General features: G+C 74.4%; 17 protein-coding genes. 13 read left to right on the top strand and 4 right to left on the bottom strand.

All coding sequences use genetic code 11. The features are described from left to right. The first annotated feature begins 52 nt into the window (after nucleotides 1-52). Nucleotides 53-1,918 carry an ABC transporter ATP-binding protein gene (locus CELGI_RS10775; protein WP_049785630.1) on the top strand — a complete coding sequence of 622 codons (1,866 nt, stop codon included), beginning with the start codon at nucleotides 53-55 and terminating at the stop codon, nucleotides 1,916-1,918. Between the two features lie 26 nt (nucleotides 1,919-1,944). Then, nucleotides 1,945-3,804: an ABC transporter ATP-binding protein gene (locus CELGI_RS10770; protein WP_049785629.1), complete on the top strand. Its 1,860-nt coding sequence runs from the start codon at nucleotides 1,945-1,947 to the stop codon at nucleotides 3,802-3,804. Between the two features lie 85 nt (nucleotides 3,805-3,889). On the opposite strand, the gene CELGI_RS10765 is transcribed toward CELGI_RS10770, so the two are convergent. After that, nucleotides 3,890-4,639, bottom strand: a complete 750-nt coding sequence (locus CELGI_RS10765; protein WP_013884153.1) for a MerR family transcriptional regulator — start codon at nucleotides 4,637-4,639, stop codon at nucleotides 3,890-3,892. Nucleotides 4,640-4,751: 112 nt separating this feature from the next. Here CELGI_RS10765 and CELGI_RS10760 point away from each other — a divergent pair, with 112 nt between their 5' ends. Beyond that, nucleotides 4,752-5,267 carry a phosphoribosyltransferase gene (locus tag CELGI_RS10760; RefSeq protein ID WP_041574657.1) on the top strand — a complete coding sequence of 172 codons (516 nt, stop codon included), beginning with the start codon at nucleotides 4,752-4,754 and terminating at the stop codon, nucleotides 5,265-5,267. Nucleotides 5,268-5,282: 15 nt separating this feature from the next. On the opposite strand, the gene CELGI_RS10755 is transcribed toward CELGI_RS10760, so the two are convergent. Beyond that, nucleotides 5,283-5,948 carry an HAD hydrolase-like protein gene (locus CELGI_RS10755; RefSeq protein ID WP_013884151.1) on the bottom strand — a complete coding sequence of 222 codons (666 nt, stop codon included), beginning with the start codon at nucleotides 5,946-5,948 and terminating at the stop codon, nucleotides 5,283-5,285. A gap of 128 nt (nucleotides 5,949-6,076) precedes the next feature. Here CELGI_RS10755 and CELGI_RS10750 point away from each other — a divergent pair, with 128 nt between their 5' ends. Further along, a complete protein-coding gene (locus CELGI_RS10750; protein ID WP_169315148.1) occupies nucleotides 6,077-7,072 on the top strand; it encodes an aminoglycoside phosphotransferase family protein in 996 nt (331 codons plus the stop codon). Nucleotides 7,073-7,076: 4 nt separating this feature from the next. Here CELGI_RS10750 and CELGI_RS10745 read toward each other — a convergent pair whose 3' ends face one another. Next, on the bottom strand, nucleotides 7,077-7,745 hold the full coding sequence (locus CELGI_RS10745; protein ID WP_013884149.1) for an HAD hydrolase-like protein: 669 nt from the start codon (nucleotides 7,743-7,745) through the stop codon (nucleotides 7,077-7,079). A gap of 314 nt (nucleotides 7,746-8,059) precedes the next feature. On the opposite strand from CELGI_RS10745, the gene ileS reads away from it, so the two are divergent. Continuing rightward, nucleotides 8,060-11,356 carry an isoleucine--tRNA ligase gene (gene ileS / locus CELGI_RS10740; protein WP_013884148.1) on the top strand — a complete coding sequence of 1,099 codons (3,297 nt, stop codon included), beginning with the start codon at nucleotides 8,060-8,062 and terminating at the stop codon, nucleotides 11,354-11,356. Between the two features lie 51 nt (nucleotides 11,357-11,407). On the opposite strand, the gene CELGI_RS10735 is transcribed toward ileS, so the two are convergent. Next, entirely contained in the window at nucleotides 11,408-12,463 is a 1,056-nt protein-coding gene (locus CELGI_RS10735) for a right-handed parallel beta-helix repeat-containing protein (RefSeq protein WP_013884147.1), read from the bottom strand. A gap of 104 nt (nucleotides 12,464-12,567) precedes the next feature. On the opposite strand from CELGI_RS10735, the gene CELGI_RS10730 reads away from it, so the two are divergent. The 8 genes from CELGI_RS10730 to ndk all read left to right on the top strand — a co-directional run bounded on the left by CELGI_RS10730 (nucleotide 12,568) and on the right by ndk (nucleotide 19,931). After that, a complete protein-coding gene (locus tag CELGI_RS10730; RefSeq protein WP_013884146.1) occupies nucleotides 12,568-13,941 on the top strand; it encodes a bifunctional folylpolyglutamate synthase/dihydrofolate synthase in 1,374 nt (457 codons plus the stop codon). 146 nt (nucleotides 13,942-14,087) lie between these two features. Further along, a complete protein-coding gene (gene dhaK / locus CELGI_RS10725) occupies nucleotides 14,088-15,083 on the top strand; it encodes a dihydroxyacetone kinase subunit DhaK (protein ID WP_013884145.1) in 996 nt (331 codons plus the stop codon). Between the two features lie 48 nt (nucleotides 15,084-15,131). Next, entirely contained in the window at nucleotides 15,132-15,764 is a 633-nt protein-coding gene (dhaL, locus tag CELGI_RS10720; RefSeq protein WP_013884144.1) for a dihydroxyacetone kinase subunit DhaL, read from the top strand. Continuing rightward, on the top strand, nucleotides 15,761-16,498 hold the full coding sequence (gene dhaM, locus CELGI_RS10715; RefSeq protein ID WP_013884143.1) for a dihydroxyacetone kinase phosphoryl donor subunit DhaM: 738 nt from the start codon (nucleotides 15,761-15,763) through the stop codon (nucleotides 16,496-16,498). The genes dhaL and dhaM overlap by 4 nt, the downstream gene beginning before the upstream one ends. Before the next feature lie 68 nt (nucleotides 16,499-16,566). Then, on the top strand, nucleotides 16,567-17,259 hold the full coding sequence (locus CELGI_RS10710; RefSeq protein WP_013884142.1) for a TetR/AcrR family transcriptional regulator: 693 nt from the start codon (nucleotides 16,567-16,569) through the stop codon (nucleotides 17,257-17,259). 81 nt (nucleotides 17,260-17,340) lie between these two features. After that, nucleotides 17,341-19,044, top strand: a complete 1,704-nt coding sequence (locus CELGI_RS10705; RefSeq protein ID WP_013884141.1) for an MDR family MFS transporter — start codon at nucleotides 17,341-17,343, stop codon at nucleotides 19,042-19,044. After that, a complete protein-coding gene (locus tag CELGI_RS10700; RefSeq protein WP_013884140.1) occupies nucleotides 19,041-19,448 on the top strand; it encodes a DUF4233 domain-containing protein in 408 nt (135 codons plus the stop codon). Before CELGI_RS10705 ends, CELGI_RS10700 begins: the two co-directional genes overlap by 4 nt. Nucleotides 19,449-19,505: 57 nt before the next feature. Then, nucleotides 19,506-19,931, top strand: a complete 426-nt coding sequence (gene ndk / locus CELGI_RS10695) for a nucleoside-diphosphate kinase (RefSeq protein ID WP_013884139.1) — start codon at nucleotides 19,506-19,508, stop codon at nucleotides 19,929-19,931. Nucleotides 19,932-19,940: the final 9 nt, after the last annotated feature.

The raw sequence follows: 19,940 nt of genomic DNA, 5'->3' as shown, positions 1-19,940 counted from the left end.
GGGTGACCCGGTGCCCCCCGAGAACCGCGCCACGCCGTCGACGACGCGCGTGATGCTCCGGCTCGTCCGGTGGGCGAGGCCGGCGCTGCCGCGCATCGTGCTGGGCGGGCTCACCGCGCTCGGCGCGAGCCTGCTCGCGCTCGCGGTGCCGCAGGTGCTGAGGTCGGTGGTCAACGGTCCGTTGCTGACCGACGGCTCGCGCACGGCCGTGGTCGAGGCAGCGGGGCTGGTGCTGCTGCTCGGCCTGCTGGAGTCGTTCCTGGTGTGGTCGCGGCGTGCGCTCGTGCTGGACCCGGGCACCGAGGCCGAGCTCGCGATGCGCCGGGACCTGTTCGCGCGGCTGCTGGACCTGCCCGTCGAGTTCCACGACCGGTGGTCGGGCGGGCAGCTGCTGTCCCGTTCGATGAGCGACCTGTCCACGGTGCGCCGGTGGATGGTGTTCGGCCTGGTGATGCTGTGCGTCTCGGCGACGACGATGGTGGTCGGCATCGGCCTGATGATCGCGACCGCACCCGTGCTCGGGCTCGTGTACCTCGTCGGGGCCGTCCCGATGGTGTGGCTCGGGTTCCGGTTCCGGCAGGGCTACAAGGCCGTGGCGCGCAAGGCCCGGGACCAGGCGGGGGACCTGGCCACGCTGGTCGAGGAGTCGGTGCACGGCATCCGCGTGCTCAAGGGGTTCGGCCGCGGGCAGGACGCCGCGGGTGACTTCGAGGCGCAGGCCGCGCTGCTGCGCGACTCGGAGGTGCACAAGGCGCGCACGCAGGCGCGGGTCACGCTCGCGCTCGGTGCGATCCCCGAGGCGATCCTCGCGGTGTCGCTCGCCGTCGGCGTCCCGCTGGCCGCGTCGGGGCGGCTCAGCGTGGGCGCGCTGGTCGCCTACTTCGCGACCGCGGCGATCGTCAACGGGCCCGTCGAGCGGCTCGGCCAGTTCCTGGCGATGACGCTCGACGCGCGTGCCGCCACCGAGCGGTACCTGCAGGTCATGGACACCACACCGACGGTCGCCGACCCCGCGGACCCGGTGCCGCTGCCCGCGCGCCCGGACGGCGGCTCGCTGGTCGAGCTGCGCGGCGTGCGGTTCGCGCACCCGGTCCGGCGGGGGCACGCGGGTACGCCGGCCGAGGCGCCCGTCGAGGTGCTCTCCGGGGTGGACCTGACGCTCGAGCCCGGGCGGACCACCGCGCTGGTCGGCCTGACGGGCAGCGGCAAGACGACGCTGCTGCAGCTCGTCCCGCGGCTGTACGACGCGACCGCGGGCCAGGTGCTCGTCGACGGCGTCGACGTGCGCGACGTGCGCCGCCGCGAGCTGCGCGAGGCCGTCGCGATCGCGTTCGAGGACCCCATCCTGTTCTCGGCGTCGGTGCGCGAGAACGTGCTGCTGGGCGTGCCCGCGGACCTGCCCGACGACGCCGCGGACGCGCTGCTGCGCGAGTCGCTGGACGTCGCGCGTGCGGACTTCGTCGACGACCTGCCGGACGGCGTCGCGACCGTGATCGGCGAGGAGGGCCTGAGCCTGTCGGGCGGCCAGCGGCAGCGCGTCGCGCTCGCGCGGGCCATCGCCGTGCGGCCCCGCGTGCTGCTCCTCGACGACCCGCTGTCCGCGCTGGACGTGGCCACCGAGGCGCAGGTGACCGCGCGTCTGCGGGACGCGCTCGCGGGCACCACCACGCTCGTCGTCGCGCACCGGCCGTCCACGGTCGCGCTCGCGGACCGGGTCGCGGTGCTCGAGGACGGCCGCATCACGGGCGTCGGCACGCACGAGCACCTGCTCGCGACGCATGCGCACTACCGCTACGTGCTCACGGCGGAGCGTGACCGCCCACGCGGGGAGACCGACGTCGACGGGACCGTCGACGTCGCTGAGCAGGACCTCCTCGAGGTGCGGGCGTGCGACGAGTCGGCCGAGGTGACGCCGTGAGCGGGGCCCGGTCCTCGCCCGCGCCCCTGGGCACGCCTGCGGCGGACCCCCCGGCACCCGGGGCACCGTCCGAGTCGGCGGCCGCGGTGCGGCGTCGGTCGCTGCGCCTGCTCGGCACGCTGCTGCGGCCCGTGGCGCGGCGCGCGTGGTGGACGGTCGCGCTCGTCGTGCTCGCGCAGCTCGCGGCCGTCGCGGGGCCCGCCCTGGTCGCGTACGGCATCGATCACGCGCTGCCCGCGCTCGCGGCGCGCGACGATGCCGGTCCGCTGGTCCGCGCGGCCGCGGCCTACCTGGCGCTCGCGCTGGTCGGCGGTCTGCTCTCGGCCGAGGTGGTCCGCGCATCGGCGCGCGTCAGCCAGACCGTGCTGCTGGACCTGCGGGGGCGGTTGTTCCGGCACACGCAGCGCCTGGACCTGGAGTTCCACGAGACGTACACGTCGGGCCGCGTGATCTCCCGGCAGACCTCGGACACCGACGCGCTGCGCGAGCTGCTCGACGGCGGCGTGACCACGCTCGCGGGCAGCGGGCTCGCGATGGCGTTCACGGCCGTGTCGCTCGCGCTGCTCGACTGGCGCAGCGGGCTGGTGCTGCTGGTCGCCGTGGTCCCGGGCGTGGTCCTCACGCGCTGGTTCCAGCTGCGTTCGCAGCGCTACTACCGGCGCCACCGCACCGCGGCGGCCCGCGTGATCGTCCGCTTCGTCGAGACCATGACGGGCATCCGTGCGGTGCAGGCGTTCCGGCGCGAGGACCGCGCGGCGGCGACGTACGACGACGAGGCGGTCGCCTACCGGCGCACCACGGCGCAGGCGATCCGCGTCAACGGCGTGTTCGACACGGGGCTGCACCTGATCGGCGGTGCGACCGTCGCGGTGGTGCTGCTCGCGGGCGGCCTGCGGGTGCTCGACGGCGGTCTCGCGGTCGGGGTGCTGGTCGCGGCCGTGCTCTACGCGCGCCGGTTCTTCCAGCCGCTCGCGCAGATCGGCATGTTCTACAACTCGTTCCAGTCCGCGACCGCCGCGCTCGAGAAGCTGTCGGCGCTGCTCGCGCAGGAGCCGACCCTGCCCGACCCCGCGCGGCCGGTCGCGCTGCCGCACGTGCGCGGCGACGTGCGGTTCGTGGGCGTCGAGTTCGGGTACGGCACGGGGCCGACCGTGCTGCCGGCGCTGGACCTGCACGTGCCCGCGGGGCAGACCGTCGCGCTCGTGGGGGAGACGGGAGCCGGGAAGTCGACGGTGGCCAAGCTGCTCGCGCGGTTCTACGACGTGCGCGCCGGCGCGGTGCTGCTCGACGACGTCGACGTGCGCGAGGTCGCCCCGCCGGACCTGCGCCGCGCGGTGGTGATGGTGACGCAGGAGGCGTACCTGTTCTCCGGGTCCGTCGCGGCCAACATCGCGCTCGGTCGCCCGGGCGCCACGCGTGAGCAGATCGAGGCCGCGGCGCGCGCGGTGGGCGTGCACGAGCTGGTGTCCGCGATGCCCGACGGGTACGACACCGACGTGGACAAGCGCGGCGTGCGGCTGTCCGCGGGCCAGCGCCAGCTGGTCTCGTTCGCGCGTGCGCTGCTGGCGGACCCCGCCGTGCTCATCCTGGACGAGGCGACGAGCTCGCTGGACGTGCCGGGGGAGGCGCAGGTGCAGCGCGGGTTGCGCACGCTCCTCGCGGGCCGGACCGCGGTCGTGATCGCGCACCGGCTCTCGACCGTGATGAGCGCCGACCGGGTGCTCGTGGTCGACGGCGGCCGCGTGGTGGAGGACGGCAGCCCCGCCGCGCTGGTCGAGGCGGGCGGCCGCTTCGCGGACCTGCACGCACAGTGGCAGGCGACCCTGCACACCCCGCCCCACCCCGCCCCCCGACCCGACCCCCACCCCCACCCGCCGACCTGGTAGTTGTCCGCCGGCTCGGCGGACAACTACCAGGTCGGCGTCCACCGGCTCGGTGGAGCGGGGGCGGCGGGAACGGGCAGCGGTCAGGTCAGCGGGCGGCCCAGGCGCGCAGCGCGTCGCGCACGAAGGTCGCGCCGTCCGCGCCGCCGTACGTGGCCGTGAAGCGCGGGTCCGCGACGTACAGGTCCGCGAGCCCGAGCACGTACTCCACGGGAGCGCCGGTGCCGTGTCCCGGCGTCCCGGGGATCGCGGTGAGCCATGCGACGTGACGCTCCGCCAGCCGCTGCGCGGCCTCGGACGTCGGGTCCGTGCCCGCGTGCGCCGCCGCGGCCCAGTCCGCCGCGAGCCGGGCCGTGCGCTCCTGCCACGCGGCCCGCTCGTCGGCGGACATGCCGCGCCACCACGCGTCGGAGTCCGCGTAGGCCTGCGCGCCCCAGCGGCGCTCGACCTCCTCGCGGTGCTGCGTGTGGTCGAAGCCGTCGAACATCTCGTGCGCCATGACGGGCGCTCCTTCCTGCCGTGCGTGGATCGTCCGCTCGACCGACGCCGCGACGCGGGCCAGTCGACGCTGCTCGCTGCGCAGCCAGTCCAGGTGGTGCTCCAGGGCGACGAGCTCATCGCGCTCGTGGGTGAGCACGCGGCCGATCTCCTGCAGGCCCAGGCCGAGCCCGCGCAGCAGCAGGATGCGCTGCAGCCGCACGAGCGCGTCGTCGTCGTACCAGCGGTAGCCGTTGTCGGCGACGCGGCTGGGCGGCAGCAGGCCGATGCGGTCGTAGTGCCGCAGGGTGCGGCTGGTGGTCCCCGTGAGCCGGGCGACCTCCTGGATCGACGCCTCCATGGGCACCTCCTGAGATGTGGACCTGAGCCACGGTAGAAGTTGACGTCGCGTCAAGGTCAAGCGCTCGGGCCGCGCAACGAGCCCGACATGCGCGCACGGCATGATGCGGCGCATGACGACGACCGAGGCCGCCCCCGGCACCGAGCTCCCCGGCGACCGCGAGATCCTGGACTGGGAGACGTTCGGCCGGGCCGCACGCGAGCTCGCGCAGACGGTCGTCGACTCGGGCTTCGTGCCGGACCTGGTGGTCGCGGTCGCGCGGGGCGGGCTGCCGGCGGGCGGCGCGATCGCCTACGCGCTGGGCACCAAGGCGGTGGGCACGCTCAACGTCGAGTTCTACACGGGTGTGGACGCGCGCCTGCCCGAGCCCGCGGTGCTGCCCCCGCTGCTGGACACGCAGGCGCTCACGGGGCTGCGCGCACTCGTCGTCGACGACGTCGCGGACACGGGCGAGACGCTCGCGCTGGTCGGCCGGCTGGTGGCGGAGCACTGCGCGCACGCACGCACCGCGGTGCTGTACGCCAAGCCGCACTCGGTGGTGGACCCGGACTACGTGTGGCGCCGCACGGACCGCTGGATCACGTTCCCGTGGTCGGCGAAGGAGCCCGTGACGCCGTCGCGCGGCTGAGGCGACGCGGCGCGCTCACGTGCGGACCCCGAGCTGCGCGAGCGCCGCGGCCGCCAGCTCGCCGGGGGTGCTCACGAGCGCGGCTGCGCCGGCGGCCTCGAGCTCGGTGCGGTCGCCGAAACCCCACAGCACGCCCAGGCACGCGAGGTCGTTCTCGCGCGCACCCGCCACGTCGTGCTCACGGTCGCCCACCATGACGACGCGCGTGCGGTCGGGCCGCCGGTCGCCGAGCGACGCCAGCGCGCGTCCGATGATCTGACCCTTGCTCTCGCTCTCGTCGAGCGGTGCCCCGACCACCCCGTCGAGGAGCCCGGCCAGGCCCAGGTGCGCGAGCCCGGGCACCGCGAACCGGTGCGGCTTGGCGGTCGCGACGACGAGCACGGCCCCCGCGTCCCGCAGGTCGGCCAGCGCGGTCGGGATGCCGTCGAACACGTGCGTCATCAGGTTGCCACGCTCGGCGAACGCGACCTGGTAGCCGTGCACCACGTCGGCGTGCCGGTCCGCGGGCACGCCCACGCGCCGCAGCGAGTCGTGCACCGGTGGGCCGATGAACGTGCGCAGCACCGCGTCGTCCGGGGCGGGCAGCCCGGCCCCCGTGAAGCCCGCGCGCAGCGCGTGCAGGACCCCTTGCGAGGAGTTGACGAGCGTTCCGTCCAGGTCCAGCAGCACCACGGGGTTCACCCGCAGATCCTCGCACCCGGCGCGCGGGCGCCGGACGGACGTCCCGCCGCGGGGGTGTGAGCCGCCCGTGTCCTGATGGGCACGGGCTGGCAACGTGCGGGCAACACCGGGTGCCTAGCGTGCCGGGCGTGACGGATGTGACGCTCCGGGAGCGCGTGCGCGCGGACTACGGGCTCGAGGTGGAGACCCTGGAGGCCGTGAGCGCGGGCGCGTCCGGGCGGGTGTGGCGTGCCACGGTCGGGCCGAGCGCGTACGCGGTCCGGTGGACGTACGCGGCGTCGGCCGCACCGCACGTCGCGCTCGCGCTCGCGCGCACCGTGCCGGTGCGGCCCGCATCCGTGGTGCCTGCGCCCGCGCACGTCGCGCCGCCCGTGCTGACGCGCACCGGGTCGACCGACGCGGTCCACGACGGCGGGCGGCTGAGCGTCGAGCCCTGGCTGGACGGCCCCACGGGCCGCGACGTGCCGCTGTCGCCACCGCAGTGGACGGCGTTCGGACGGCTGGTCGCGCGCGTGCACGCGATCGACCCGGCGAGCGTGCCCGGACTGCCGCGCGAGCGGTTCGACCCCGCACCCGCATGCGCGGCGCTCGCGGCCGTCGAGCACGCGATCGAGCGGTGTGCCGCGGCGGACCCGCTCGCGCACGCGGTCGTGGAGGCGTGGCAGGTCGCGCGGCACCGGGTCGCGCTGGTGGCCGACCGTGCGGTGCGCGTGAGCGGGCGGTTGCGTGCGCGGCGGCACGACGAGCCGCTCGTGGTCTGCCACGGTGACGCGCACGTCGGGCACGTGGTCGCCACGGGGCCGCGCGACGTCGCGCTCCTGGACTGGGAGCACGCACGGCTCGCGCCGCCCGAGGCGGACCTGATGTTCGTCCTGGGCGGCGTGCTCCCGCACGTGCCCGTCACGGCCGAGCAGGCGGCGGCCTTCTTCACGGGCTACGGACGGGTTGACATCGACGACGACCGCCTGGTGCACGTGCGCTGCGTCCGCGCGGTGCAGGACGTGGTCGCCGCCGCGACCGTCGCGCTGGACCCGGCACGCGCACCCGCGCGGCGCGTGGCCGCGCTGGGTGACCTGGCGGCCCACCTGGGGTCGGCCGGCGTGGTGGCCGCCGCGCTCGAGTGACGGGTCAGGTGCGGCCCGCCGCGGCCAGGAGGGCGAGCACCGCGGTGGCGAGCGCACCGGGTGCGGACACGCGCACGTCCGCGTCGGCGAGCTCGCCGGGCTGCGCGTAGCCCCAGGTCACGCCGACGCACGGTACGCCGTTGGCGTGCGCGCCGACGACGTCGTGCACGCGGTCGCCCACCATCACGGCGGGGCCGTGGCCGGGCACCGAGGCGAGCGCCGCCGCGACCACGTCGGCCTTGGTGCTGGGCACGTCGTCGGGCGGGGCCCCGAACACGCCGTCGACCAGCGCGTCCACGCCCAGGTACGCGCACACCGGGTCCGCCCGCACCTGCGGCTTCGAGGTCGCGACCAGCAGCGTGCAGCCCGCGGCGCGCAGGGTCCGCAGCGCGTCGAGCACGCCCGGGTAGGCGCGCGTGGCCCGCAGCGCACCCGCGTCGTAGTGCGCGCGGTACGCGGTCAGCGCGTCGGCCACCAGGTGCTCGGGCACGCCGTGCGCGCGCAGGCTGTCCGCGAGCGGTGGCCCGACGAACCCGAGCAGCGTGGCGGGGTCCGGCACGGGCAGGCCCAGCGTGCGGTAGGCGTGCGCCGCGGACGCGGTGATGCCGGGCGCGGACTCGCTGAGCGTGCCGTCCAGGTCGAGCAGGACGACGGGGCGGTGATGAGCAGGCACCCCGGCACTATGCCGTGCGGCGGGCTGGGGGTGCTGGGCTAGGCTGAGCCCACAGGCACCGATCCGGCCATCACCGGGGAGCCTCCGGAAGAACAGGCCGCGTCAGCGGCCCCAGTAGAACCGGACGGGGCAGGCCCGTCACAGCCTCTCGAGTGGTCGACGCGTCGTCGTCGGACCCGTCGCGTCGGCGGGCCGGGTGACGGTGAGCCGGCAAGCGAGGTGGTACCGCGGTGGTCCCGGCCGGTCCGGGTCGTCGTCCTCGCAGCCGCGCGACGCGCGCCCGACCAGGGCGTGCCGACCACAGGAGACGCCCGGTGACCGATCGTCACTACCCGCTGCACCGCGACGAGCCCGTCGCCCCCTCGCCCGACCTGCCCGCGCTCGAGCGCGACGTGCTCGCGCACTGGGCCGCCGACGGGACGTTCCAGGCGTCGATCGACCAGCGTCCCGCGGGGGAGAACGGCAGCAACGAGTACGTCTTCTACGACGGCCCGCCGTTCGCCAACGGCCTGCCCCACTACGGGCACCTGCTGACCGGCTACGCCAAGGACGTCGTCCCGCGGTACCGGACCATGCAGGGTCAGCGCGTCGAGCGCCGGTTCGGCTGGGACACGCACGGGCTGCCCGCCGAGCTCGAGGCGCAGCGCCTGCTGGGCATCACCGACAAGGCGCAGATCGAGCAGATGGGCATCGCGGCGTTCAACGACGCGTGCCGTGACTCGGTGCTGAAGTACACGCAGGAGTGGCGCGAGTACGTCACGCGCCAGGCGCGCTGGGTGGACTTCGACCACGACTACAAGACGCTCGACGTCACGTTCATGGAGTCCGTGATCTGGGCGTTCAAGCAGCTCTACGACAAGGGCCTGGCGTACGAGGGGCACCGCGTCCTGCCGTACTGCTGGGTCGACGAGACGCCGCTGTCCAACCACGAGCTGCGCATGGACGACGACGTGTACGCGACGCGGCAGGACCCCGCGCTCACGGTCGGCCTGCGCCTCGAGACGGGTGAGCTCGCACTGATCTGGACCACGACGCCGTGGACGCTGCCGTCCAACCTGGCCGTCGCGGTGGGCCCGCAGATCGAGTACGTCGTGGTCGAGCCCGCCGCCGACTCGCCGTTCGGGCAGGCGCACCCGGGCGAGCGCGTGCTGCTCGCGGCACCGCGGCTCGCGGCCTACGCGCGTGAGCTCGGCGAGGCTACCGTCGTCGAGACCGTGCTGGGCGCCGACCTGGCCGGCCGCCGCTACACGCCGCCGTTCGACTACTTCGCGGGGCACGAGAACGCCCACCGCGTGCTCGTCGCGGACTTCGTGACCACCGAGGACGGCTCGGGCATCGTCCACCTGGCGCCCGCGTTCGGTGAGGACGACATGGCGGCGTGCGACGCCGCAGGCATCGCCTCGATCGTGCCGGTCGACGAGAAGGGCCGGTTCACCGCGCAGGTGGCCGACTACGCGGGCACGCAGGTGTTCGAGGGCAACAAGCCGATCATCGCCGACCTCAAGGCGGGCACGGGACCGCTCGCGCGCGTCCCCGCCGACCGGCGCGCGGTCGTCGTGCGGCACGAGACGTACGAGCACTCCTACCCGCACTGCTGGCGGTGCCGGAACCCGTTGATCTACAAGGCCGTCTCGTCGTGGTTCGTGCGCGTCACGGACTACCGCGACCGCATGGTCGAGCTCAACCAGGAGATCACCTGGATCCCCGAGCACATCAAGGACGGCCAGTTCGGCAAGTGGCTCTCGGGTGCGCGCGACTGGTCCATCAGCCGCAACCGGTACTGGGGCACGCCCATCCCGGTGTGGGTGTCCGACGACCCGGAGCACCCGCGGGTCGACGCGTACGGCTCGCTCGCCGAGCTCGAGCGCGACTTCGGCCGCGTGCCCACCAACGCCGCGGGTGAACCCGACCTGCACCGCCCGTTCATCGACGAGCTGACGCGTCCGAACCCGGACGACCCGACGGGCCGGTCCACGATGCGCCGCATCCCGGACGTGCTGGACGTGTGGTTCGACTCGGGCTCGATGCCGTTCGCGCAGGTGCACTACCCGTTCGAGAACGCGGACTGGTTCGAGCACCACTACCCGGGCGACTTCATCGTCGAGTACATCGGCCAGACCCGGGGCTGGTTCTACACGCTGCACGTGCTGGCCACGGGCATCTTCGACCGACCCGCGTTCCGCAACGTGATGTGCCACGGGATCGTGCTCGGCGACGACGGCCGCAAGGCGTCCAAGTCGCTGCGCAACTTCCCGGACCCCGTCGAGATGTGGGACGTGTACGGGTCGGACGCGGTGCGCTGGTCGCTCATGTCGAGCCCGATCCTGCGCGGCGGGAACCTCATCGTCGCGGAGGAGGGCATCCGCGACGGCGTGCGTCAGGTGCTGCTGCCGCTGTGGAGCACCTATTACTTCTTCACGCTGTACGCCGGTGCGGCGCGCGGCGGGGCGGGCCTGCGTGCGGCGCGCGTCGACGAGGCCGGCGCGGGTGCGCTGCGCACGGCCGACCGTGACCTGCTGGCTCGTACGCGCGAGCTCGTCGCGGACGTCACGCGGCTGCTCGACGAGTACGACGTCTCGGGTGCGTGCGAGGCCGTGCGGCAGCACCTGGACGTGCTGACCAACTGGTACGTGCGCACGCAGCGCCAGCGGTTCTGGGACGAGGACCAGGCGGCGTTCGACACGCTGTTCACGGCGCTCGAGACGCTGACCCGCGTCATGGCGCCGCTCGCACCGCTGGTCACCGAGGAGATCTGGCGCGGGCTGACCGGGGGGCGCAGCGTGCACCTCACCGACTGGCCCACGCCCGACGAGCTGGTCACGGCGCCCGGCGCCGGAGCGGCCGCGGTGGCCGACGGCGTGCCGCTCACGGGCGCCGAGTTCACGGACGCCGAGCTGGTCGCCGCGATGGACCGGGTGCGCGAGATCGTCTCGGCCGCGCACGCGCTGCGGAAGGCGAACGGGCTGCGCGTGCGTCAGCCGCTGCGCGAGCTGCGCGTCGCGATCCCGTTCCCGCACCTCGCGGTGCCGTTCGCGGACCTGGTCGCCACCGAGGTCAACGTGCGCAGCGTGCAGGTGCTGTCGGTCGACGACGCGTCGGCGTCGGAGTTCGGCGTGTGGACGCGGCTCGACGTCAACGCGCGCGCGGCCGGTCCTCGGCTCGGCCGCGCGGTGCAGACCGTGATCCGGGCCGCCAAGGCGGGGGACTGGGAGCAGACGGCCGACGGCGTCGTCGTGCGCACGCCCGACGGCGACGTGCCGCTGCTCGAGCCCGAGTACACGCTGGTCGCGGCGGTGCGCGACGAGGAGGGCGACGAGGTCGCGGCCGCGGTCCTGCCGGGGCGCGGGTTCGTGGTGCTCGACATCGGCCTGGACGACGAGCTGCGGGCCGAGGGCTACGCGCGCGACGTGGTGCGGGCGGTGCAGGACGCGCGCAAGGCCGCGGGCCTGAACGTCGCGGACCGCATCACGCTCACGCTGACCGTGCCCGCCGAGCACGTCGGCGCGGTCGAGGCGCACCGCGACTTCGTCGCCGCCGAGACGCTCGCGCTCGACGTGACGATCGAGCCCGGCGCGGAGCTCGCCGCGCACGTGGTCCGCGCGGAGGCCTGACCGCTCCGGGTGGTCCGCCCGGTCCGCGACGCGCGGGCCGGGCGGGCACCGTCAGGTGATCGTGGAGGACACGCGCACGAACGCCTTGCCCAGGAAGAAGATGCTGCGCGTGCTGCCGGTCCAGAACCGGGCACCGGTGTTCTTGGTGATGGTCGACCCCGTGATCGTCAACGTCCCCGTGCGGTCGTTGCTCACGTAGAACACCCCCGGTCCGCCCTCGGGTGCGTGGTTGCGCTGGATCACGGAGTCCTCGACGGTGACGTCCTGGTCGGTCCCGTCGAAGTACACCGCACCGCCGTTGCCGCCTTGACCCGACGAGGCGCCCGTCCCGGTCGCGGTGTTGTCGGCGAGCGTCGAGCGTCGCACCAGCAGCGGGGCCTGGAGCGAGGAGATCGCACCGCCGTTGGCGCACGTGTTGCGCAGGAACGTCGAGGCCAGGACGCGGGCGCGCACGTGCTGCCCGGTCACGCGCACCGCGCCGCCACCCGCGTCGGAGTCACGCGCGACGCAGCGGTTGTCCCGGAACGTCACGTCCTGCACGGTGAGCCGGCCGCCCCGCATGGCGATGGCCCCGCCGCCGCGCAGGTCCTCGAGGCGCCGCCCGCCCCACACCGGTGCCCGGGTCGCGTCGCCCTTCTGCATGACGAGGTGCCGCACCACCACGTGCGGCGTGGTCTGCAGGTCGCAGCGCGCCGAGAGCCAGCCGAACGACTCCTGGCACGTGTTCGCGTAGAGGATGCCGCGCGCGCCGCCCCCCGAGAGCACGACCTTGCCCCCACCGTCGAGCACCAGCTCCTGGACGACCCTGGCCTTCGGGTCCGCCCCCGGGTGCCGGCACGTGGTGGTGTTGCACACGACGAGCGTGCGGTCCAGCACGATCGTGACCTTGTCCGGCCCGCACCGGAACCGGACCGTGCCCCCGCCGCGGACCGCCCGGGCCAGCGCCGCGGGCGTGCAGGACCGGGGCGTGCCGTTCCCGACCGTCTTCACGGTCTCGGCCGTGACGGCCGCCGGGCCCGCGCCCTCGACCCCGCCCGCGGCGGCCGGGGTCGAGGCCAGGGGAGCGCCCAGCACCAGGGCGATCAGGAGGACGGCGGCGCGACGCATCCCGGAACGGTAGCGGCGGACGCGCCGCCGCGCGTGGGCCCGCAGGTCGACGGCGGGCAGAATGGCCTCATGACCCCCACCGCCGCACGTCCCGGTCGTCCGTCATGAGCGGCAAGGAGCACGTGCGCACCGAGGCGCTCGCGGCGGCCCGTGCCGCGGCCGACGAGGTCTACCGCGAGATCCTCCAGCGGCAGCCCGAGCACGAGATCGACCCGTCGTTCCGGCGCGTGCAGGAGGTGTGCGAGCTGCTGGGCGACCCGCAGCGCGCCTACCGCGTGGTGCACCTGACGGGGACCAACGGCAAGACGTCGACCAGCCGCATGGTCGAGCGGCTGCTGCGCGAGCACGGGCTGCGCACGGGCCGCTTCACGAGCCCGCACCTCACGCGCGTCAACGAGCGCATCGCGGTCGACGGCGAGCCGATCGACGACGAGACGTTCGTCGCGACGTACCGCGACGTGCTGCCGTACGTCGAGATGGTCGACGCGCGCTGCGCGGAGCGGGGCGAGCCACGCCTGTCGTTCTTCGAGGTGTTCGTGGTCATGGCGTTCGCGGCGTTCGCCGACGCCCCCGTGGACGTCGCCGTGGTCGAGGTCGGCATGGGCGGCCTGTGGGACGCGACGAACGTCGCGGACGGCGAGGTGGCCGTCATCGCGCCGGTCGCGATGGACCACGAGCGCTGGCTGGGAGACTCGCTGCTGGAGATCGCGGCCGTCAAGGCGGGCATCGTCAAGCAGGGTGCCACCGTGGTGCTCGCGCAGCAGGACCCGGAGGTCGAGGCGCTCGTCCTCGAGGTCGCTGCGGAGCGTGGCGCACGCGTGGTGCGCGAGGGCGTCGACGTCGCGGTGGTGGACCGGCAGGTGGGCGTGGGCGGCCAGCTGCTCACGCTGCGTGGCCTGGGCGGTGTCTACGCGGACGTCTTCCTGTCGCTGCACGGCGAGTTCCAGGCGCACAACGCGCTGCTCGCGCTGGTCGCGGCCGAGGCGCTGCTGACGGGCGGTGCCGCGCTCGACGGTGACGTCGTGGGCGCCGCGTTCGCCGACGCGACCTCGCCGGGCCGGCTCGAGATCGTGCGGTCGAGCCCCACGGTGCTGGTCGACGGTGCGCACAACCCGGCGGGCGCGGCGGCGATGGTCCGCTCGCTCGACGAGGCGTTCGCGTTCCAGCGCGTGGTAGGCGTCGTGGGCGTCATGGCGGACAAGGACCCCGAGGGCATCCTGTCGGTCCTCGAGCCCGAGCTGGCCGAGGTGGTCGTCACGCAGGCGGGCAACGCACGCGCGATGCCGGCCGACGAGCTCGCGGAGATCGCGGTCGAGGTGTTCGGCGAGGACCGCGTCCACGTGGCCGAGCGGCTGGACGACGCGGTCGCGATCGCGGTCGAGCGCGCCGAGTCCGAGGTCGAGCGCGGGGCCGCGGTCGTGGTCACGGGATCGATCCTGCTGGTCGCGGAGGCGCGCGTGCTGCTCGGCCGGCCCTGACGGGCTCGACACGGACCTGCACAGACGTGCAGGGTGGGTGCACGCCTTCCTCTTGCCGCCGGTGGTGCGCACGACGAAGGTGAGGACGTCGGGATCAGGACGCGCAGGCCGGGGCCCGGACGTGCCCCGGGGATGGGACGGCGACGGTGAAGAAGCTCATCAACGACCCCGCGGACGTGGTGGCCGAGACCCTGGCGGGGTTCGCCGCGGCGCACGCCGACCTGGTCGCGGTCCACACCGGGCCCGACTACGTGACGCGCGCGGGCGGGGCCGTGACCGGCAAGGTCGGCCTCGTGAGCGGGGGCGGCAGCGGGCACGAGCCGCTGCACGCGGGCTTCGTGGGCGTGGGCATGCTCGACGCGGCGGTCCCGGGTGCGGTGTTCACGAGCCCGACGCCCGACCAGATCGCGCCCGCCTTCCAGGCCGCCGACGGCGGCGCGGGCGTGCTCGCGATCGTCAAGAACTACACGGGCGACGTGCTCAACTTCGAGACCGCGGTCGAGCTGGCCGAGGCCGACGGCGTCACCGTGCGCACGGTCGTCGTGAACGACGACGTCGCGGTCGAGGACTCGCTGTACACGGCCGGGCGGCGCGGCGTCGCGGGCACGGTCGCGGTGGAGAAGATCGCGGGTGCGGCCGCGGAGCGCGGCGACGACCTGGCCGCGGTCGAGGCCGTCGCGCAGCGCGTGATCGCCAACGTCCGGACCATGGGCGTCGCGCTGACCGCGTGCACCGTGCCGCACGCCGGCAAGCCGTCGTTCGACCTGCCGGACGACGAGATCGAGATCGGCATCGGCATCCACGGCGAGCCCGGGCGCCACCGCATCCCGCTGGCGGGTGCGGACGCCATCACCGAGATGCTGCTGACGCCCGTGGTCGAGGACCTCGCGCTGACCTCGGGCGAGGAGGTCCTGCTGCTCGTCAACGGGATGGGCGGGACCCCGGCGTCCGAGCTCTACATCGTCTACCGCCGCGCGCGTGCGCTCCTGGAGGAGCGCGGCGTGCGCGTGACCCGCTCGCTCGTCGGCAACTACGTGACGTCGCTCGAGATGCAGGGTGCGTCCGTCACCGTGCTGCGGCTCGACGCCGAGCTGACGGCCCTGTGGGACGCTCCGGTCCACACCACGGCGCTGCGCTGGTAGCGCCCGCCGCGTGGGCCAGGATGGGGCGACGACGAAGGAGGGGCCTGCATGACGCTGGACGTGGCGTGGGCGGTGAGCTGGGTGCGCGCGAGCGCGGCCACCGTGGTCGAGCACCGGGACGAGCTCGTGGAGCTGGACCGGCAGATCGGCGACGGTGATCACGGCGAGAACCTCAAGCGGGGTTTCACGGCGGTGACGGCCAAGCTCGACGCGCTCGACGCGCCGCCCGCGACGATCGGCGAGGTCCTCCGGCTGGTCGCGACCACGCTGATGTCGACCGTGGGGGGCGCGGCCGGTCCGCTGTACGGCACCGCGTACCTGCGCGCGGCGAAGGCCACGGATGTCGCGACGCTCGACGCGGCGGGCGTCGTGGCGCTGCTCGAGGCAGGTCTGGACGGGATCGTCGCGCGTGGCAAGGCCACGACGGGGGAGAAGACCATGGTCGACGCGTGGTCGCCCGCGGCGGACGCCGCGGCGAAGGCCGCGGCCGAGGGCGCCGACCCGCGGGGCGTGCTCGTCGCGGCCGCGCAGGCCGCGGCGCAGGGTGCCGCCTCGACCATCCCGCTCGTGGCGACCAAGGGCCGCGCGAGCTACCTGGGCGAGCGCTCGGCGGGACACCTGGACCCCGGCGCACGGTCGTCGGAGCTGCTGCTGGCCGCCGCCGTGCAGGTCGCGCCGTGACCCCGGACCGTGACGTCGCTCGCGTCGCGCTCGTGCTCGTCTCGCACTCGGAGGCGCTCGCGCGCGGAGCGGCCGAGCTCGCGGCACAGATGGCGCCGGGCGTCCTCATCCTGCCGGCGGGCGGGATGGCGGACGGCGGGCTGGGCACGTCGTTCGAGCGCATCGAGCAGGCCGTGGCACGCGCGGCGGGCGACGGCCGGTCGGTCGTGGTCCTCGCGGACCTGGGCTCCGCGGTCCTCACCACCGAGTCCGTGCTCGAGCTCGCGGACGCGGACGTCGCCGCACGCGTCGCGCTGGTCGACGCCCCGTTCGTCGAGGGTGCGGTCGCGGCCGCGGTCACCGCGCACGGCGGCGCGCCGCACGACGAGGTCCGGGCCGCGGCCGAGCATGCGGGCCGGCTGTACGGCGCACCGCCCGAGGTCGGGTCCGCGGAGCCGACGGCGGACCCCGACGGCGGGGGCGCGGGGTCCGACGACGGCGTGGTCCGGGCGCACCGCACGCTGCTCAACCCGCTGGGGCTGCACGCCCGGCCGGCCGCGGTCGTGGCGCGCATGCTCGCGGGCTATGACGCGCAGGTGGCGGTCAACGGGGTGAACGCGGCGAGCGTGCTCGAGCTCATGAAGCTCGGCGCGACGCAGGGCGCCGAGCTGCGCGTCGAGGCGTCCGGCCCGCAGGCCCGCGAGGCGGTGACGGCGCTCACCGACGCGATCGATGCGGGGTTCGGCGAGATCTGACGCGCATGTGACGCACGTCGCTCGATCTTGCGTGGTGTGCAAAGTTGCACTCGATGTAACGTTCATCCGTGCTCCCGACCCGACCTCGCTCGCGCCCTGACGCTTCCGGGCGTCCGGATGCCGACGCCCCCGGCCTCGCGGCGCTCGCCGACGCGCTGACCGCAGGCGGCGACGTCGGCCTGCGCGAGCGCAAGAAGCGCGCGCGGCGCGAGGCGCTCGTCGACGCGACGCAGCGACTGGTCGAGCGCGACGGCCTGGACGCGGTGACGGTCGAGGCGATCTGCGAGGCGGCGGGCGTCTCGACGCGCACGTTCTTCAACTACTTCGAGTCCAAGGACGACGCGGTGCTCGGCCACGGGCCGTGGCCGGTGTCGCCGGCCGCCGCGGTCCGGTTCGTCGAGGGTGGACCCACCGGGGAGCTCGTGGCCGACCTCGAAGAGCTGCTGGCCACGGTCATCACGCAGCCGCCCATGGGGCACGACCGCTTCCGGCGCGCGCTCGAGCTCGCGGCCGCCGAGCCTCGGCTGCTCGCACGGCACATCGCGTGGGTCGAGTCGCACCGCGCCCAGATGCTCGAGCTCGCGACCGAGCGCCTCGGGCACGACGCGCCGGTCGCGCCGGACACGGTGGCCTCGCTCGCGATGTACCTGGTGCACGCGACCGCGATGCGCTGGGAGGCCGCCGGCCCCGACGCCGATCCGCGCCCGCACCTGGCGGCCGTCGTCGCCGAGCTGCGCACGGTCTTCGCGGGCACCGGCTGACCCGCCACACCACACCACCCCACCCCAGGACTGCCGGGTCGCCGCACGGCCCGGTCCGCACCACCCGAACGAGGTCCCCGCATGGCCGTCACCGCCCCCGAGCAGACGAGCGACAAGCCGCTCGTCGTGCTCACGCCGCGCACCGTCTGGCTGATCTTCGGCGCGCTCATGGCAAGCATGTTCCTGTCCTCGCTCGACCAGTCGATCGTCGGCACCGCGATGCCCACGATCGTCGGCGAGCTCGACGGCGTCGCCCACCAGGGGTGGGTCGTGACCGCGTACATCCTCGCGATCGCCATCGTCATGCCGCTGTACGGCAAGTTCGGCGACCTGTGGGGCCGGCGCTGGCCGTTCCTCGTCGCGATCGGGCTGTTCACGGTCGCGTCCGCGGGTGCCGGGTTCGCGCAGTCGTTCGCCGAGCTGGTGGCCTGGCGCGGCGTGCAGGGCCTCGGCGGTGGAGGCCTGATGATCCTGTCGCAGGCGATCATCGCGGACATCGTGCCCGCGAAGGACCGCGGCAAGTACATGGGTCCGATGGGCGCGCTGTTCGGCATCGCCGCGGTCATCGGCCCGCTCCTGGGTGGCCTGTTCACCGACCACGCCGACTGGCGCTGGTGCTTCTGGATCAACATCCCGATCGGCGTCGCGGCGTTCGTGACCGCGTGGTTCACGCTCAAGCTCCCGTCGCACCGCTCGACCCGCCCGCTCGACGTCGCCGGGATCTTCTTCCTCGTCGTCGCGACGTCCGGCCTGGTGCTCGCGAGCTCGTGGCAGTCGTTCTCGGGCGAGAGCGGCTACGACTGGTCCGACCTGCGCCTGCTGGCCCTCGTCGTCGGGACGGTCGTCGCGATCGCCGCGTTCGTGCTCGTCGAGCTGCGGGTGCAGGACCCGATTCTGCCGCTGCGGCTGTTCCGGAACCCCACGTTCACCATCGCGACGCTCATCGGCTTCATCCTCGGCGCCGGCATGTTCGCGGCGCTCGCGTTCCTGCCCACGTTCCTGCAGATGTCCACGGGCGCGGGCGTGACCGAGTCCGGGTTCCTCATGCTGCCGATGATGGTCGGCGTGATGCTCACGGCGATCGGCTCGGGCATCGCGATCACCAAGACCGGCCGGTACAAGATCTTCCCGGTCGCGGGCCTGGTCATCACGGCGCTGGGCCTGGCATGGCTCACGCGGATCTCGGGTGACATGTCCATGTGGCTGTTCGGCGCGATGATCTTCGTGCTCGGCGCGGGCATGGGCCTGGTCATGCAGACGATCGTGCTCGCGGTGCAGAACGCGGTGGACCCGCACGAGCTCGGCACCGCGACGAGCGCCAACAACTTCTTCCGGGAGATCGGTGCGGCCGTGGGCACGGCCATCTTCTCCACGATCTTCACCTCGGCCCTGTACGCCAAGCTGACCGACGTCTTCGCCGGTGCTCCGGGCGACGGAGCGGGCGCGTCGGACGTCACGCCCGAGGTCGTGCAGCAGCTGCCCGAGCCGTACCGGAGCGGTGTGATCGACGCGTTCGCGAGCACGCTGGCCCCGTCGTTCTGGTACTTCGTGCCGCTGGTCCTGATCGGGCTCGTGCTCGCGCTCTTCCTGCGCGAGGTGAAGCTCTCCGACGTCGCCGGCATGGTGGCGCGCGGCGAGGCCGTGGCGGCCGACGGCTCGCACGTCGCGCAGCCCGGCACACCTGACGCGTCGGAGAAGGACGCTCCCGTGGTGGTCGACGAGCTCACGGCGCACGTGGGCGCCCGGCCGGAGCCGCAGGAGCACGCCGGTAGCCTGGACCGGTGACGTCCCCCGCGCCGGCCGTGCGCCGCAAGCGCCCCGCGAAGCCGCAGTTCACCCAGACGATCCTCGTCCTGGAGGCGCTGTGCGTGCTGTTCGCGACGCTCGTGGCGCACGGCCTGCGCGCGGCGGAGCCCGCCTGGGTCTGGGGTGTCGGCGGGGGGCTGGCCCTCGTCATGATGATCGCCGCGGGCATGGTCGGTCGGCCCGGGGGATACCTCGTCGGCTGGGTCCTGCAGGGCTGGATGGTCGGCGCGGCGGTCGTGCTGCCGCGTGTCGCGCGGGACGTGGCGGTGCTCGTCGCGCTCGTGTTCGTCGGCCTGTGGGTCGTCGCGCTGCGGCTGGGCGGCCGGATCGACCGCGAGCGGGCCGAGTTCGACGCGGCCCACCCGGGTGTCGTCGGGCCGTGACGGCCGAGCGCCGGACGCGCGGCGCCGCGCACCACGAGCACGGCTAGGGTTCGTCCCATGAGCGATGTCCAGCGCACCCTCGTCCTGGTCAAGCCCGACGGTGTGGCCCGCGGCCTGATCGGCGAGGTCCTGCGCCGCATCGAGGCGAAGGGCTACACGCTCGTCGCGGTGGACCTGCACACGGCCGACGACTCGCTGCTCGCGGAGCACTACGCCGAGCACGCGGGCAAGCCGTTCGTGCAGCCGCTGATCGACTTCATGGGCTCGGGCCCGACGTTCGCCGCGGTCGTCGAGGGGCACCGCGTGATCGAGGGGTTCCGCTCGCTCGCGGGCGCCACCGACCCGACGACGGCCGCGCCCGGCACCATCCGCGGGGACCTGGCCCGCGACTGGGGCAGGAACGTCATCGAGAACATCGTGCACGGCTCGGACTCGCCCGCCTCGGCGCAGCGCGAGATCGCGCTCTGGTTCCCCGCTCTCTGAGGCCACCCG

Origin of the sequence: Cellulomonas gilvus ATCC 13127 (assembly GCF_000218545.1) — a bacterium.
Classification (GTDB): Bacteria; Actinomycetota; Actinomycetes; order Actinomycetales; family Cellulomonadaceae; genus Cellulomonas; species Cellulomonas gilvus.
This window is presented reverse-complemented; position numbering and strand designations above follow the sequence as displayed.